This window comes from Geodermatophilus saharensis (assembly GCF_900188205.1).
In the GTDB taxonomy this organism is placed as follows: domain Bacteria; phylum Actinomycetota; class Actinomycetes; order Mycobacteriales; family Geodermatophilaceae; genus Geodermatophilus; species Geodermatophilus saharensis.
The window spans coordinates 133,471-148,309 of sequence record NZ_FZOH01000002.1 but is presented as its reverse complement, the minus strand read 5'-3'; the positions used below and the strand labels follow the sequence as shown (position 1 = coordinate 148,309).

The window sequence follows — 14,839 nt, the reverse complement described above, 5'->3', positions numbered from 1 at the left end:
TGCCCAGGGCGGCTGGTAGACAGAGGCGGTGGTGCAGCCCCGCGACGTCGACGAGTCGTTCCTCGCCCTGCCCCTGTCCGCGCTGACCGAGGCGGCGCTGACCCGCGCCGTCGACCTCGGCTGCGAGCACGCCGACCTGCGGGTCGAGCGGATCCGCACGCAGGCGATCACCCTGCGCGACGCCCGCCTCGAGGCGCTGGCCACCGGCGAGGACCTGGGCCTGGCCGTCCGCGTCGTCCACGAGGGCGCCTGGGGCTTCGCCGCCGGCGTCGTCCTCACCGCGGCCGAGGCGGTGCGGCTGGCCGAGCAGGCGGTCGCCGTCGCGCAGGTGTCCGCGGCGCTGGCCACCGACCGGGTGGAACTCGCCCCCGAGCCGGTGCACCAGGGCGCGTGGGTGTCGGCCTACGACGTCGACCCCTTCGACGTCCCCGACGCGGAGAAGACGGCGCTGCTCACCGAGATGTCGGAGCGGCTGCTGGCCGCCGACGGCGTCGAGCACGTGCAGTCGGGGTGCATGCACGTCAAGGAGCAGAAGTACTACGCCGACACCTCCGGCACCCGCACCCGCCAGCAGCGGGTGCGCATCTCACCGGAGTTCACCGCGCTCACCGTCGACCGGACGACGGGCGCCTTCGAGAGCATGCGCACCCTCGCGCCGCCGGTGGGCCGCGGCTGGGAGTACCTCACCGGCGGGCACCGGGACTGGGACGGCGAGCTCGCGGAGCTGCCCGAGCTGCTGCGGGAGAAGACCAAGGCACCGTCGGTGGAGCCGGGCCGCTACGACCTCGTCGTCGACCCGTCCAACCTGTGGCTGACCATCCACGAGTCGGTCGGGCACGCCACCGAGCTCGACCGGGCGCTGGGCTACGAGGCCGCCTACGCCGGCACGTCCTTCGCCACCGTCGACGGGCTCGGCAGCCTGCGCTACGGCTCGGAGCTCATGCACGTCACCGGCGACCGCACCGTCGAGCACGGCCTGTCGACCGTCGGCTGGGACGACGAGGGCGTCGAGGCCCAGCGGTGGGACATCGTCCGCGACGGCGTGCTGGTCGGCTACCAGGTCGACCGCAACACCGCCCGGCTGGGCGGCATGGCGCGCTCCAACGGCTGCGCGTTCGCCGACTCCCCGCACCACGTGCCGGTGCAGCGGATGGCCAACGTCTCGCTGCAGCCGCACGACCACGGCCCCGACCTCGACGGCCTGGTCGGCGGGGTCGAGCGCGGCATCTACGTCGTCGGCGACAAGAGCTGGTCGATCGACATGCAGCGCTACAACTTCCAGTTCACCGGCCAGCGCTTCTACCGCATCGAGGGCGGCCGGCTGGCGGGGCAGCTGCGCGACGTCGCCTACCAGGCCACGACGACGGACTTCTGGGGCTCGATGCGCGCGGTCGGCGGGCCCGACACCTACCGCCTCGGTGGGGCGTTCAACTGCGGCAAGGCCCAGCCCGGGCAGGTCGCGCCGGTGAGCCACGGCTGTCCGGCGGCGCTCTTCGAGGGCGTCACCATCCTCAACACGGTCCAGGAGGGCGGCCGATGAGCCAACTCACCGGGCAGCAGCTGGTGGAGAAGGCGCTGGCCGCCTCGACCGCCGACGGCTGCGTCGTCCACGTCGTCGAGAGCACCGAGGCCAACCTGCGGTGGGCGTCGAACAGCCTGACGACGAACGGGGCGATGCGCTCGCGCCAGGTCGTCGTCGTCTCGTTCGTCGACGGCGGGGCGGGCATGGCCACCGGGACGGTCGCGCGGACCGGCACGCCCGACGTCGCCGAGCTGGTGGCCGCCAGCGAGCAGGCCGCCCGGGACGCGGGGCCCGCCGAGGACGCCGTGCCGCTGGTCGACCAGGCGCCGCCGGGCGGCGGGGACTGGGACGCCGACCCCGCCGAGACCTCGATCGAGGTGTTCGCCGAGTTCGCACCGGCGCTGGGCGAGGCGTTCGGTGCCGCCCACGACCGCGGCGAGCTGCTGTTCGGCTACGCCGAGCACGCCATGACCACGACCTACCTGGGCACCTCGACCGGGCTGCGGCTGCGCCACGACCAGCCCACCGGCCGCGTCGAGCTCAACGGCAAGAGCACCGACTACTCCCGCTCGGTGTGGGCCGGCGTGGGCACCCGCGACTTCCGCGACGTCTCCGTGGCCGACCTCGCCGCCGACGTCGAGCGCAAGCTCGGCTGGGCGCAGCGGCGCGTCGACCTGCCGGCCGGGCGCTACGAGACGCTGCTGCCGCCGTCGGCGGTGAGCGACCTGATGCTCTACGCCTACTGGACGATGGAGGCCCGCGACGCCGACGAGGGCCGCAACGTGTTCGCCCGCGCCGGCGGCGGCAACCGCATCGGCGACCGGCTCGCCGCCCTGCCGCTGACCCTGCGCAGCGACCCCGCCGCGCCGGGCCTGGAGGCCGCGCCGTTCCAGGTGGTGAGCACCTCGTCGGGCTCGGCCAGCGTCTTCGACAACGGCATGGCGACGCCGGCGGTCGACTGGATCCGCGACGGCGTCCTCACCAACCTGGTGCGGCCGCGGGCGTGGGCGCTGAAGACCACCGCACCGGCCGTGGTCGCCGTCGACAACCTCCTCCTCGAGGACGCCGCCGCGACCGCCACGCAGGACGAGATGGTGGCCGCCACCGACCGCGGGCTGCTGCTGACCACCCTCTGGTACATCCGCGAGGTCGACCCGCAGACGCTGCTGCTCACCGGCCTGACCCGCGACGGCGTCTTCCTCGTCGAGGGCGGCGAGGTCACCGGCGCGGTGAACAACTTCCGGTGGAACGAGTCCCCGGTGGACCTGCTGGCGCGGATCACCCAGGTGGGCCGCACCGAGCGGACCCTGCCGCGCGAGTGGAACGACTGGTTCACCCGCGCCGCGATGCCGCCGGTGCGGGTGCCTGACTTCAACATGAGCTCGGTGTCACCCGCCAGCTAGACGAAGGACCCGCCTGCCCCCACCCCTCGCCGGGGCTCGGGGCGGGCCCCTGCAGGCGGGCCGTTCCAGCACGTCACCTGGTCGGGGGAGCGCCGGTCAGGCGTCGGGGACGGCGAGGTGGCGGGGGTTGGCCACCCGCAGGCGGTCGCGCACCCCCTCGCGGACGGCGGCGACCACCTCCTCCCATCGGTCGTCGCGGGAGCCGTCGGTGACCGCCGCGGACAGCGCGGCGTCGTCGGCGAGGTCCAGGCCGTGCAGCCGCGCCAGACGCCGGGCGCGGGCGCCCTCGCCGAGCAGCAGCTCGCGGCGCACGGTGGCGAGCACGTTGGCCGCCACCTGCGCGTGGAACGACGTCCGCCCGCCGGTGGCCGCCCGCACCTCACCGGCCAGGAAGTCCCCGACCGCGGCGGCGAGCTCGGCGGCGGTCGGCCGGCCGAAGAGCAGCTCGTCCCCGGCCGGCTCCCCGTCGGGCGCGGCCGTGTCCGGGGTGTCGAGGCCGAGAGCGAGCAGGACGTCGAACTCCTGCTCGGCGGCGCGCCGGCCGATCGCGGCCAGCTCGACCGACGGCTCGGCGCCCGACAGGTGGCGCTCGGTCATCGCCCGGCACATCAGACCCCACTGCACGGTGGCGTGGAGCTCCCACCAGTGCAGCTCCGCCGCCGTCGGCCGCCAGCCGGCGACCGCGGCGTAGCCGTCGAGCAGCTCCTCGCGGGTGCCGACCCCGGCCGCGGGCAGCGGGGAGCCGAAGCGCCACACCTTGGCGCAGCACCAGGCGAGGTCCTCCAGCGGGTCGCCGCGGTGCACCAGCTCCCAGTCCAGGACGGCACGCAGCCCGTCGGGGCCCACCATCAGGTTGCCCAGCCGGAAGTCGCCGTGCACGAGCACCGGCCCGTGCGGCGGCGGGCGGTGCTCGCGCAGCCGGCGCAGGCCCAGCGCCAGCCCGGGCGGGGGCGGGCCGCCGGTGAGGTAGGTCGCCGTCAGCCGCTCCAGCGGGTCCCCGACGGCCGGGATCGCGTCCAGCCCGTCCAACGAGGCGGCGTGCAGCCGGGCGAGGACGGCGCCGAGCTCGCGCGCCAGCCCCGCCCGCGCCGTCGCGTAGGTCGCGTCCCGCAACAGGCGGCGCGGGATCGTCTCGCCGTCCACGCGGGCCATCAGCAGGTACTCCGCCGGCAGGCCGTCCTCCCCGGTGCCGGCGTCGACCAGCTCGGGCACCGGCACGCCCGCCCGGGCGGCCGCGGTGATCGCGGCGGCCTCCACGGCCAGCGGGGCGCCGCCGGTGCCGGCGCCGCCGCGCAGCACCAGGTCACGGCGCCCCGAGGCGTCCACCGCGGTGAACGCCCACGTCGCGCGGTTGGCCCCGCCGGTGAGCCGCGTCAGCCCCTCGACGGTCACCGGGCGGCCGGTGAGCCGGGTCAGCCGCCGGGCGAGCGCGCTCGCCGGCTCCCCGGTCACCGCAGGAAGCCGAACAGCTGCCCGGCCACCCGCCGCATCTGGATCTCCTCGCTCCCCTCGGTGATCCGGTAGCGGCGGTGGTGGCGGTAGATGTGCTCGAAGGGCAGGTGGCGGGAGTAGCCCATGCCGCCGTGCACCTGCATCGCGCGGTCGGCGGCGTCGCAGACGAGCCGGTTGCCGCGGTAGTTGCACATCGAGACGCGGTGGCCGATGGTCACCGCCGGCTCCCGGCGGGCGGTCACCTCGTCGAGGTCGGCCGCGGTGGCCCGGATGAGCGTGCGGACCATCTCGGCCTCGGTGTGCAGCTCGACCAGCGGCCACTGGATCGCCTGCCGCTCGGCCAGCGGCCGGCCGAAGGTGTGCCGCTGCCGGGCGTAGGCGACCGAGCGGTCGATGCAGAACTGCGCGGCGCCCACGCCGGAGGCCGCCTGGCGGATCCGGTTCTCGTGCACGAAGGTCTGTGCGACCGCCAGCCCCTCGCCCTCGGCGCCGAGCACCGCGGAGCCGGGTACCCGGACCCGGTCGAGCACCACCTCGCCGTGGTCGGTGGGCATGTTGAGCGTCCACCAGAACTGCGGGACCGACAGGCCCGGGGCGTCGGCGGGTACCAGCAGGGCGCTGATCCCGCGGGCCTCGCCCGGGCGGCCCGAGGTGCGGGCGAAGACCAGCAGGTGGGTGCCGGTGTGCACTCCGGTGATCCAGCGCTTGCGGCCCGTGATCACCCAGTCGCCGCCGTCGCGCTCCGCGCGGGTCTCCATCCACGTGGCGTCGCTGCCGTGGTCGGGCTCGGTGAGCGCGAAGGGCATCCGGCGCTCGCCGGTGACCAGCGCCTCGACGAACTCCTCACGCTGCTCCCCGGTGCCGAACAGGTGCAGCAGGTGCGGCACCACGAGGTTGCCGACGACGCTGTGCTCGTTCTGCAGGTCGTTGTGCAGGCCCAGCCCGCGGTGGGCGAGGTGCTCGCGGACGACGGCCATGTCGACGTTGCTGCCGTCGCGCCCGCCCAGCTCGGCCGGCAGGGAGTACCGCAGCCACCCGGCGGCGTCGGCTCGGCGGCGCACCTCGGCCAGCAGCTCCTCCCACTCCGCCCGGGGCACCCCGCCGGCCTCGACGTCGGTGCGGGCGAACTCGCGGCGGTGGTCGAAGAAGCGGACGTTGTCGTCCTGCTCCTCCAGCGGGTCGACCTCGGCCGCGACGAACGCGTCGAGGTCGGCGAGCAGCGCGGTCAGCCGGGCGGGCAGCGCGGACCCGGCGACCTCGCCGCGGGACGCGGACGGCGCGGGAGGCCGGTCGTGCGGGGTCATGCGACCTCCTGTCCGGCGGCGGTGCCGGTGGACCCGACCCTGGCAGCGGCACCGCCCGGGGTCAACGCCGTCCGCCGGCGGCCCGCGGCGCCCCCTCGCCGGGGCCGCCCGAAGGGCGCGGCGTGCCGGTGTTCCTCGTGCGTCGCCGGTGCTGCAGCGCCCCCCCTGCGCGAGGAGCACCGGCAGTCCACGGGGCCCGGACGGCGCCCGCCCGTAGGGTGACCCCGGTTCCGATCCGGGAGGCGGTGGGCCGTGCGCGTCGGCATGCGGATCCGGTACGACGGCGGCTTCCGGCAGGTCGCCGACGAGATCGGCGAGCTCGAGCGCGCCGGGCTGCAGCTGGTCTCGGTCGCCGAGGCCTACAGCTTCGACGCCGTCAGCCAGCTCGGGTACCTCGCCGCGGTCACCGAGCGCATGGAGCTGACCAGCGGCATCCTGCAGGCCTTCACCCGGACCCCGACGCTGACGGCGATGACCGCCGCCGGCCTCGACATGGTCTCCGGCGGCCGGTTCACCCTGGGGCTGGGCGCCAGCGGCCCACAGGTGGTCGAGGGCTTCCACGGCGTCCGATACGACGCGCCGCTGGCCCGCCAGCGGGAGATCGTCGAGATCTGCCGGATGGTCTGGCGGCGCGAGCGGGTCGTCTACCACGGACAGCACTACACGCTGCCGCTGCCGCCGGACCAGGGCACCGGCCTGGGCAAGCCGCTCAAGCTGATCTCCACCCCGGTGCGCGAGCGCATCCCGGTCACCATCGCCGCGATCGGGCCGAGGAACGTCGAGCTGACCGCCGAGATCGCCGAGGGCTGGGAGCCGATCTTCTTCGTCCCCGAGCGGGCCGCCGAGACCTGGGGTGGCGCGCTCGCGGCCGGCGCGGCCCGGCGGGACCCGGCGCTGGGCCCGCTCGACGTGCGCGTCGGCGTCCCGTGCGCGATCGGGGAGGACCTCGGCGAGCTGCGCGAGCGGTCCCGGGCCGACCTCGCGCTCTACCTCGGCGGCATGGGTGCCCGCGGCCGCAACTTCTACAACGAGCTCGCCGTCCGCTACGGGCACGCCGAGGCCGCCGCCACCGTCCAGGACCTCTACCTCGCCGGCCGCCGGGAGGAGGCCGCCGCGGCGGTCCCGGCCGAGCTGGTGGAGGCGACGTCGCTGGTCGGCCCGAGGGGCTGGGTGGCCGAGCGGCTGGCCGCACTCCGCGACGCCGGGGTCACCACGCTCGTGGCCTCCCTGGTGCAGCCCGAGCGGGCCGGCCGGCTGCGCACCGTCGAGCAGCTGCGGGAGCTGGCGCAGGACCTGTGACCGGCGGCCGCCGCCGGGCCGTCGGCTAGCGTCCGGCCCGGGTGCTCCGCCGGGGAGCGCGGCGAGGAGGCGTCCTGTGACCGAGGCGAGCGGGGCCGGCGTGCCCGAGGGCCTGACCGTGGCGGTGCTGGGCGGCACCGGCCCGCAGGGGCGCGGCCTGGCCCGGCGGTTCGCCGCCGCCGGCGTGCGGGTGGTGCTGGGCAGCCGGGACGCCGGGCGGGCCTCCGCCACCGCCGCCGACCTCGCCGGCGCCACGGGGGGCGACGTCACCGGCGCCGACAACCACGGCGCGGCCCGGGCCGGGGACGTCGTCGTCGTGGCCGTGCCCTGGGAGGGGCACGGCCACCTGCTGGCCGGCCTGCGCGAGGAGCTCGCCGGGAAGATCGTGGTCGACTGCGTGAACCCGCTCGGCTTCGACAAGCAGGGCTGCTTCGCGCTCCCGGTCGAGGAGGGCTCGGCCGCCCAGCAGGCTGCGGCGCTGCTCCCCGACAGCCGCGTCGTCGCCGCGTTCCACCACGTGAGCGCCGTCCTGCTCGAGGACCCGGAGGTGACCGACGTCGGCACCGACGTCCTGGTGCTCGGCGACGACCGCGAGGCCACCGACCTGGTCCAGGCCCTGGCCGGTCTGGTACCGGGCATGCGCGGGATCTACGCCGGCCGGCTGCGCAACGCGCGCCAGGTCGAGGCGCTCACCGCCAACCTGATCAGCGTCAACCGGCGGTACAAGGCGCACGCCGGGCTGCGGGTCACCGACGTGTGAGGCGCCGCCCCACCCGTGGGGCAGCTGTGACGCAAGGCGTCGAAACGCCGTGTCATACCGCAGGGGTGATGCCCTCAAACCCGGTTCGCGGATTACTTTTCGGCGCAACCGCAGCAGCCTCCGGCAGTGGGGGCGTCGAGGGGAGCACTCCATGACCCGCACGCAGAAGCCCTCCGTCTTCCAGGTGGGCCAGATCTGGGACGACGGCCGGACGGTCGTCGTCTCCGGCTGGGGCATCGGGCTGTGCGCCTCCGGGTGTGCCTGCCACCGCTCGCCGTCGAGCGGGCACCTGTCCATCGACGAGGACCAGGCCGGCGGGACGCTGGGCCTGCGCTGCTTCAGCGAGGACGGCTGCGACTGCTGCGAGCCGTGGACCGCCGACGAGCTGTCGGCCGTCCTGCGCGACCTGCAGCGCGTGGCCGGCCTCGACGCCCAGGAGCCCCTGGCCGGCTAGACGACGGACCAGCCGCCCCCCACCGGACGCCGCCAGGTTCGGGGAGCCCCGGCCCGCGGGTAGGGCCTGGCCATGCTGGGACGAGCGGCGATGCGCGGTGCCCTGGCCGGTCTGGCCGGCACCGCGGCGATGACCCTGGCCGAGAAGGCCGAACAGCAGGTGACCGGGCGACCGGACTCCTACGTGCCGGGCCGCACGCTGACCGCGCTGGCCACCCGCCGCCGGCCGCCCGGCTCCGAACGCCCGTTCGTCCGCAACCACCTCATGCACTGGGGTACCGGCGCCGCCGTCGGCGCGCTGCGCGGCGTCTGGTCGGCCAGCGGGCTGCGCGGCTGGCGCGCGTCGGCCTGGCACACCTCGGTCCGGCTGGCCACCGACCAGACCCTGGAGAACGCCACCGGCGTCGGTGACCCGCCGTGGACGTGGGACCGCCGCGACCGCGTCGTCGACGTGGCCGGCAAGGCCCTCTACTCCTTCGTCACCGGAGCCGTCTCCGACGCGCTCGTCCCCATGGCGCCCGACCGGCGGCGCAGCACCGCCTCCTGACGGCACCGTCCTGACAGCACCGTCCTGACGGCACCGTCCTGACGGCACCGCCCCCTGACGGCACCGCCCCCTGACAGGACCGGCTCCTCGCCGCGACCCCCGGGGCGGGTGGGACGAACGGGACCGGTGAGGTCCCGCCCGTCCCGATCACCGCGCGCCCTGCACACGCTCCGCTGATCACCTCCCTACGGTCCGTGTCGACCACAGGGGGCCGCCCGGGACGGCGGCAGGGGGAGGCCGATCGTGCAGCGCAACCGGACGACGGGACGCCGCTGGACGGGCGCGGTCCTCGCCGCCACCGGCCTGGTGGCCCTCGTGCTCGTCCCCGGGTCGGCCGCGGCCGCGCCCTCCACCGCCGAGGAGGCCGCGCAGCTGGTCGAGGAGGCCGGCCGGCGGCTCACCGCGCTCGACGAGCAGGTGCACCAGGCGCAGCTGGCCGTCGAGGCCCAGCAGCAGGCCGCCACCGACGCCGACCGCACCGCCGACGACGCCGAGGCCACCCTCGCGACCTACGAGCCGGCCATCCGCGCCATCGCCCAGAGCGGCTACACCGGCACCACCCGGTCCCGCGTGGCCGCGTTCCTCGGCAGCGACTCCGCCGACGACCTCATCGCGCAGATGACCATGATCGACCTCATCGCCGACCACACCGACGGCGTCCTCACCGACGTCGCCGCCGCCCAGGCCCGTGCCGCCGAGACCCGGGCCTCGGCCGACGCGGCCGCCGCCGAGGCCACCGCGGCGCTGCGCACGCTGGAGGAGCAGCAGGCGCAGGTGCAGGCCGAGGTGGACCGCTACGAGGCCGACTTCGAGCGGCTGACGGCGGCCGAGCAGGCGCGGGTCACCGCGGCGCTGGCCGGGCCGGTCCTGGCCGCGCCGCCGGCCGCCGTCGCCGCGGCCGGAGCCCCCGGGCCCGCCGCCGCCACCGCCGTCGAGACCGCCCTGGCCCAGCTCGGCGACCCCTACGTGTGGGGCTCCTCCGGGCCCGACGGGTTCGACTGCTCGGGGCTGACCCAGTACGCCTACGCCGCCGCCGGGATCTCGCTGCCGCACTCGAGCAAGGCGCAGTCGACGATGGGCACGCCGGTCTCGCGGGCCGAGCTGCTGCCGGGCGACATCGTGTACTTCTACTCGCCGGTCAGCCACGTCGGCATCTACATCGGCGACGGCCGCATGGTGCACGCCCGCACGTTCGGGCAGCCGGTCGCGGTGACCAGCGTCGACCAGGCCGGGTACCGCGGCGCCGTCCGCGTGGCATGACTCACGGGTGTGGGCGGCGGCCCTCGGCGAGCATCTGCACCAGCGCGGCGATCCGCTTCGCCCGGGTGGCCGGGGTCGCGGCGGTGTGCACGCGGTACAGGACGGCGTAGCGGTTCTGCCCGTCGAGCGCGTCGAAGGCCGCCCGCGCGGCGGGTTCGGCGTCCAGCGCGGCGGTGAGGTCGTCGGGGACGGTGGCGGTGGCCGGCCCGGCGTAGGCGCGGTCCCAGCGGCCGTCGGCCTGTGCCGCCGCCACCTGCGCCAGCCCGGCCGGGCGCATCCGGCCGGCCGCGGTGAGCTCGGCGACGGCGGCCACGTTCTTCTGCGACCACACGCTGCGCGGCCGGCGCGGGGTGACGCGGATGAGGTACCACTGCTCGTCGAAGCGGTTGGAGCGGCCGTCGATCCAGCCGAAGCACAGCACGGACTCGACCAGCTCGGCGTAGGTCAGCGACGGCACCCCGGCGCCCTTCTTGGCCAGCTTCACGTACAGGCCGGGCGCGGTGGCGTGCTCGGCCTCCAGCCACGCCTCGAAGGCGGCCTGGTCGGGGAAGGCGAGCACCGGCAGGTCGGTCGGCACGGTCACGGGCGCCGATCCTGGCCGCCGTCCCGGGTGCCGTCCAGGGGCCGGTTGTGCTGGGGTGGGGTCGTGGCGGACAACTACATCGCTCAGTTGGAGTTCGGCGCGCCGGCCATCGACGACGAGGCGTTCGTCGCGCCGACGGCGGTGGTGGTCGGCGCGGTCACGATGGGGCCGCACTCGAGCATCTGGTACGGGGCGGTCGCGCGCGCCGACCACGAGGTCATCGAGATCGGCGAGGGCTCCAACGTGCAGGACGGCAGCACGTTGCACTCCGACCCCGGTTTCCCGCTGGTCATCGGCCGCGGCGTGACCGTGGGCCACCGGGTGGTGCTGCACGGCGCGCGCATCGGCGACGACGTCCTGATCGGCATGGGCAGCGTCGTCATGAACGGCGCGGTCATCGGCGCGGGCTCGATCGTGGCCGCCGGCGCCGTCGTCACGCAGGGGACGGAGGTGCCGCCGGGCTCCCTGGTGGCCGGTGTCCCGGCGACGGTGCGGCGGCAGGTCACCGACGACGACCTGACCCACATCCGGCTCAACGCGGCGAGCTACACCGAGCGGCTGCCCGCGGCCCGCAAGGTGCGGCCGGTCGTGCGCCGCCCGCTGCCCCCGGCCGGGCACATCCCGGGCGACGCCGCCGACTGACGAAGGACCCCCCTCGCCCCCCACCGCTCGCAGGCTCGCGGCGGGGCCCTGCGAGGGGGCCGTTCCCTCACCTCGCCAAGCGGGCGACGGCGGCGCGGATCTCGTCGAGGGACAGGGCCAGCGTCGCGTCACCGGCGCCGAGCTCGACGCGCAGCACGGCCGGGTCGCCGGTGGACGCCGCCGAGGGCCAGGTCCACAGCCCTCCCTCGGCGAGCTCCCGCGCGGCGGCGCCGAACGCCTCCGGCGTGGTCTCCAGCAGCAGGTGCAGCATCGGCGTCTGCGGCGGGTCGGGGACGACGCGCACGCCGGGCAGGTCGCGCACGCAGGCGGCCACCTCGCGCGCCCGCTCCAGGTAGCGCGGCATCAGCGGCAGCCGCTGCCGCAGGCAGGTCAGTGCCGACGCCGCGCCCGGCCACAGCCCGAACAGCGTGCCGCCCATGCGGTGCCGCCACTCGCGCACCTCGGCGACGACGTCGGCCGGCCCGGCGAGGCAACACCCGGCCAGCGCGCCGAGGCCCTTGTAGAAGCTGACGTAGACGGTGTCGAACGGGGCGGCGAGGTCGGCCGGCGGCAGGTCGTAGCCGGCCGTGGCCTCCCACAGCCGGGCGCCGTCGAGGTGGGCCACGGAGTGCACGTCGTGCGCCCACGCCGTCTGCTCGACGACGTCGTCCCACGGCGGCAGCTGCCCGCCGAGGTCGCGCTGGGGCAGCTCCACCACCAGCGCGGCCGGCGGCTCGGCGACGGCGTCGAGGTCGGCGCGCAGCAGCAGCCGGTTGCGGTCGCCGACCGGGCGCGGCACCAGCCCGTGCAGCCGCTCGAGCGCGCCGTCCTCGTGCTGGAACAGGTGGCACTCGGGGTGGGCGACGACGGTGCGCCGCAGCGTGCGCCCGGCGTGCACCCGCAGCACGGCCTGCTGGGCCATCGTGCCGCTGGGCAGGTACACCGCCGCGGGCTTGTCCAGCAGGCCGGCCACCTCGGCCTCCAGCTCCGCGACGACGCCGCCCGCGCCGTAGCGGTCCACCGCGGTGTCGGCCGGGATCGTCGCCAGCAGCGCGCCGGCGCGCACCGGGCCGTGGCCGGACAGGGCGCGGTCGCAGGACGGGCGCAGGGTCTCGAGGTCGTCGTCGCTCACCGGGTCAGTCTGTCGAGATCCCGTGATCTCGCCCGCCCGGGGGCCCCGGAGCGGCGAGATCACGGGATCTCGACGGGGAAGGGGACGGCCTCAGGTACCCAGCAGCTCGCGCACCAGCGCGCCGACGGCGTCGGCCTCGATGAGGAACCCGTCGTGCCCGTACGGCGAGGTGATCACCCGCAGCGGCACCCCGAGCCCGTCGGCCACCCGCTGCTGCAGGTCCAGCGGGTAGAGCCGGTCGCTGTCCACCCCGGCGACGACGGCGCGCGCGCTCACCCGGGCCAGCGCCGCCTCCACCCCGCCCCGGCCGCGGCCGACGTCCCAGGTGTTCATCGCCTCGGTGAGCACCAGGTAACTGCCGGCGTCGAAGCGGCGGGTGAGCTTGTCGGCGTGGTGCTCCAGGTAGGAGGCGACGGCGAACCGGCCGTCGTCCTGCACGGTCGCGCCGAAGCGCTCCTCCAGCTCCAGCGCACTGCGGTAGGTCAGGTGCGCGATCCGCCGGGCGACGCCGAGCCCGGCGGCCGGGTCGGCGCGGATGGCGGCCTGCTGGGTGGTCTGCGTGCCGAGCTGGTCGGCGGTGACCGCGGCGCCGGAGGCGAGGAAGAACAGCCCGGCCACCCGCTCGGGCAGCGCGACCGCCCACTCCAGCGCCCGCATGCCGCCCATCGACCCGCCGACGACGGCGGCCCACCGGCGCACCCCCAGCGCGTCGGCCAGCGCCGCCTCGACCAGCACCTGGTCGCCGACCGTCACCTCGGGGAACCGCGGCCCCCACGGGGAGCCGTCGGGCGCCGTCGACGACGGTCCCGTGGTGCCCTGGCACCCGCCGAGCACGTTGGCGCAGACGACGAAGAGCCGGTCGGTGTCCAGCGGCGCGCCCGGCCCCACCAGCGACGCCCACCAGCCCGGCGTCGGGTGGCCGGGCCCGGCGGGGCCGGTGACGTGGCTGTCGCCGGTGAGCGCGTGCTCGACCAGCACCGCGTTGCCGCCGTCGGGGGCGAGCGTCCCCCACGTCTCGTAGGCGACCCGGACGCCGGGCAGCACCCCGCCGCGCTCGAGGCGGACCGGTCCGTCCAGGTCGAGGAACAGCCGGTCCCCGGCGGGGTCGCCGTCGCGCCACCCGCCGGTGCGCGGCGGGGTGCGGGACCCCGGGAGGTCCCGCACCCCGGTCACGTCAGGCCCCCTTGGCGGCGCGGAACCCGGCCTCGAGGTCGGCCAGGACGTCCTCGATCCCCTCCAGGCCGGCGGCCAGCCGGACCAGGCCCGGGGTGACGCCGGCGGTCAGCTGCTCGTCGGCGGTCAGCTGCGAGTGGGTCGTGGACGCCGGGTGGATGACCAGGCTGCGCACGTCGCCGATGTTGGCCACGTGGCTGTGCAGCTCCAGCCCCTCGACGAACCGCTTCCCCGCCTCGATGCCGCCGCGGATCTCGAAGGCCAGCACCGCGCCGGCGCCCTTGGGGGCGTAGCGCTGCTGGGCGGCGTGCCAGGGCGAGGACGGCAGGCCGGCGTAGTGCACCGCCTCCACCTCGTCGTGCGCCTCGAGGAACTCGGCCACCCGCTGGGCGTTGGCCACGTGCCGCTCCATGCGCAGCGACAGCGTCTCGATCCCCTGCACCACCAGCCAGGCGTTGAACGGGCTGATGGCCGGGCCGAGGTCGCGCAGCAACTGCACCCGCGCCTTGAGCGCGTAGGCCGGCGCGCCGAGGTCGGCGTAGACGACGCCGTGGTAGGTCGGGTCCGGCGTGGTGAACCCGGGGAACTTCCCCGACGTCCAGTCGAACCCGCCGCCGTCGACGATGACGCCGGCGATCGCGGTGCCGTGCCCGCCGAGGTACTTGGTGGCCGAGTGCACGACGACGTCGGCGCCGTGCTCCAGCGGGCGCACCAGGTACGGCGTGGCGATGGTGTTGTCGACGATCAGCGGCACGCCGTTGCGGTGCGCCACCTCGGCCACGGCGGTGATGTCGAGGACGTCGCCCTTCGGGTTGCCGATCGACTCGCCGTAGAACGCCTTGGTGTTCTCGCGGACCAGCGCCTGCCAGTTCTGCGGGTCGTCGGGCTCCTCCACGAAGGACACCTCGACGCCGAGCTTGGGCAGCGAGTGGTGCAGCAGGTTGTAGGTGCCGCCGTAGAGCGAGGCGGAGGCGACGACGTGGCTGCCGGCCTCGGCGACGTTGAGCAGCGCCAGGGTCTCGGCGGCCTGGCCGCTGGCCACCGCGAGCGCCGCGACGCCGCCCTCGAGGGAGGCCACGCGCTGCTCGAGCGCGTCCTGCGTGGGGTTCATGATCCGCGTGTAGATGTTGCCCAGCTCGGCCAGCGCGAACAGGTCCGCGGCGTGCTGGGTGTCGCGGAACTGGTAGCTGGTGGTGGCGTAGATGGGCAGCGCCCGGGCCCCGGTGGTGGGGTCGGGGCTGGTCCCGGCGTGGATCTGCCGGGTCTCGAAACTCCAGCTCTTCGGGTCGGTCACGCGCCGTCTCCTCTC

General features: G+C 75.9%; 14 protein-coding genes. 8 read left to right on the top strand and 6 right to left on the bottom strand.

Features of this window, described 5'->3' with window-relative positions; all coding sequences use genetic code 11:
• Positions 1–28 precede the first annotated feature (28 nt).
• Positions 29–1,540 (top strand): TldD/PmbA family protein, encoded by a 1,512-nt coding sequence (locus CHC04_RS04945; protein WP_089402802.1) that lies wholly within the window; start codon positions 29–31, stop codon positions 1,538–1,540.
• Positions 1,537–2,925 carry a metallopeptidase TldD-related protein gene (locus CHC04_RS04940; RefSeq protein WP_089402801.1) on the top strand — a complete coding sequence of 463 codons (1,389 nt, stop codon included), beginning with the start codon at positions 1,537–1,539 and terminating at the stop codon, positions 2,923–2,925. Before CHC04_RS04945 ends, CHC04_RS04940 begins: the two co-directional genes overlap by 4 nt.
• Before the next feature lie 96 nt (positions 2,926–3,021).
• On the opposite strand, the gene CHC04_RS04935 is transcribed toward CHC04_RS04940, so the two are convergent.
• Together CHC04_RS04935 and CHC04_RS04930 are read right to left on the bottom strand one after the other, a co-directional pair.
• Positions 3,022–4,377, bottom strand: a complete 1,356-nt coding sequence (locus CHC04_RS04935; protein WP_089402800.1) for a phosphotransferase family protein — start codon at positions 4,375–4,377, stop codon at positions 3,022–3,024.
• The gene (locus tag CHC04_RS04930) at positions 4,374–5,681 is read right to left on the bottom strand and encodes an acyl-CoA dehydrogenase family protein (RefSeq protein ID WP_089402799.1); all 1,308 of its coding nucleotides are present in this window, start codon (positions 5,679–5,681) and stop codon (positions 4,374–4,376) included. Before CHC04_RS04930 ends, CHC04_RS04935 begins: the two co-directional genes overlap by 4 nt.
• A 252-nt stretch (positions 5,682–5,933) precedes the next feature.
• Here CHC04_RS04930 and CHC04_RS04925 point away from each other — a divergent pair, with 252 nt between their 5' ends.
• The 5 genes from CHC04_RS04925 (at position 5,934) to CHC04_RS04905 (ending at position 10,000) form a co-directional block, all read left to right on the top strand.
• Complete coding sequence (locus tag CHC04_RS04925) at positions 5,934–6,980, top strand: LLM class F420-dependent oxidoreductase (protein WP_089402798.1); 1,047 nt, start codon at positions 5,934–5,936, stop codon at positions 6,978–6,980.
• Positions 6,981–7,056: 76 nt separating this feature from the next.
• Positions 7,057–7,740 (top strand): NADPH-dependent F420 reductase, encoded by a 684-nt coding sequence (gene npdG, locus CHC04_RS04920; protein ID WP_089402797.1) that lies wholly within the window; start codon positions 7,057–7,059, stop codon positions 7,738–7,740.
• A 151-nt stretch (positions 7,741–7,891) separates the two neighbouring features.
• Positions 7,892–8,194, top strand: coding sequence for a hypothetical protein (locus CHC04_RS04915; protein WP_089402796.1), 303 nt, complete (start codon positions 7,892–7,894; stop codon positions 8,192–8,194).
• Between the two features lie 72 nt (positions 8,195–8,266).
• Positions 8,267–8,740: a hypothetical protein gene (locus CHC04_RS04910; protein ID WP_089402795.1), complete on the top strand. Its 474-nt coding sequence runs from the start codon at positions 8,267–8,269 to the stop codon at positions 8,738–8,740.
• A gap of 243 nt (positions 8,741–8,983) precedes the next feature.
• Complete coding sequence (locus CHC04_RS04905) at positions 8,984–10,000, top strand: C40 family peptidase (RefSeq protein ID WP_089402794.1); 1,017 nt, start codon at positions 8,984–8,986, stop codon at positions 9,998–10,000.
• A gap of 1 nt (position 10,001) precedes the next feature.
• On the opposite strand, the gene CHC04_RS04900 is transcribed toward CHC04_RS04905, so the two are convergent.
• Positions 10,002–10,583 carry a YdeI/OmpD-associated family protein gene (locus CHC04_RS04900; protein WP_217897181.1) on the bottom strand — a complete coding sequence of 194 codons (582 nt, stop codon included), beginning with the start codon at positions 10,581–10,583 and terminating at the stop codon, positions 10,002–10,004.
• A gap of 63 nt (positions 10,584–10,646) precedes the next feature.
• Here CHC04_RS04900 and CHC04_RS04895 point away from each other — a divergent pair, with 63 nt between their 5' ends.
• Positions 10,647–11,225, top strand: a complete 579-nt coding sequence (locus CHC04_RS04895; protein WP_089402793.1) for a gamma carbonic anhydrase family protein — start codon at positions 10,647–10,649, stop codon at positions 11,223–11,225.
• Between the two features lie 67 nt (positions 11,226–11,292).
• On the opposite strand, the gene CHC04_RS04890 is transcribed toward CHC04_RS04895, so the two are convergent.
• From CHC04_RS04890 to CHC04_RS04880, 3 genes are all read right to left on the bottom strand, one after another.
• Entirely contained in the window at positions 11,293–12,357 is a 1,065-nt protein-coding gene (locus CHC04_RS04890) for a threonine aldolase family protein (RefSeq protein WP_089402792.1), read from the bottom strand.
• A 90-nt stretch (positions 12,358–12,447) separates the two neighbouring features.
• Positions 12,448–13,530 (bottom strand): homoserine O-acetyltransferase MetX, encoded by a 1,083-nt coding sequence (gene metX, locus CHC04_RS04885; RefSeq protein WP_245816995.1) that lies wholly within the window; start codon positions 13,528–13,530, stop codon positions 12,448–12,450.
• 1 nt (position 13,531) lies between these two features.
• Complete coding sequence (locus CHC04_RS04880) at positions 13,532–14,824, bottom strand: bifunctional o-acetylhomoserine/o-acetylserine sulfhydrylase (protein WP_089402791.1); 1,293 nt, start codon at positions 14,822–14,824, stop codon at positions 13,532–13,534.
• Positions 14,825–14,839 lie beyond the last annotated feature (15 nt).

Bases quoted from the DNA above. Each gene is read 5' to 3' on its own strand.
- CHC04_RS04940 (WP_089402801.1), top strand. From the start codon at position 1,537: ATGAGCCAACTCACCGGGCAGCAGCTGGTGGAGAAGGCGCTGGCCGCC.
- CHC04_RS04930 (WP_089402799.1), bottom strand. From the start codon at position 5,681: ATGACCCCGCACGACCGGCCTCCCGCGCCGTCCGCGTCCCGCGGCGAG.
- CHC04_RS04915 (WP_089402796.1), top strand. From the start codon at position 7,892: ATGACCCGCACGCAGAAGCCCTCCGTCTTCCAGGTGGGCCAGATCTGG.
- CHC04_RS04910 (WP_089402795.1), top strand. From the start codon at position 8,267: ATGCTGGGACGAGCGGCGATGCGCGGTGCCCTGGCCGGTCTGGCCGGC.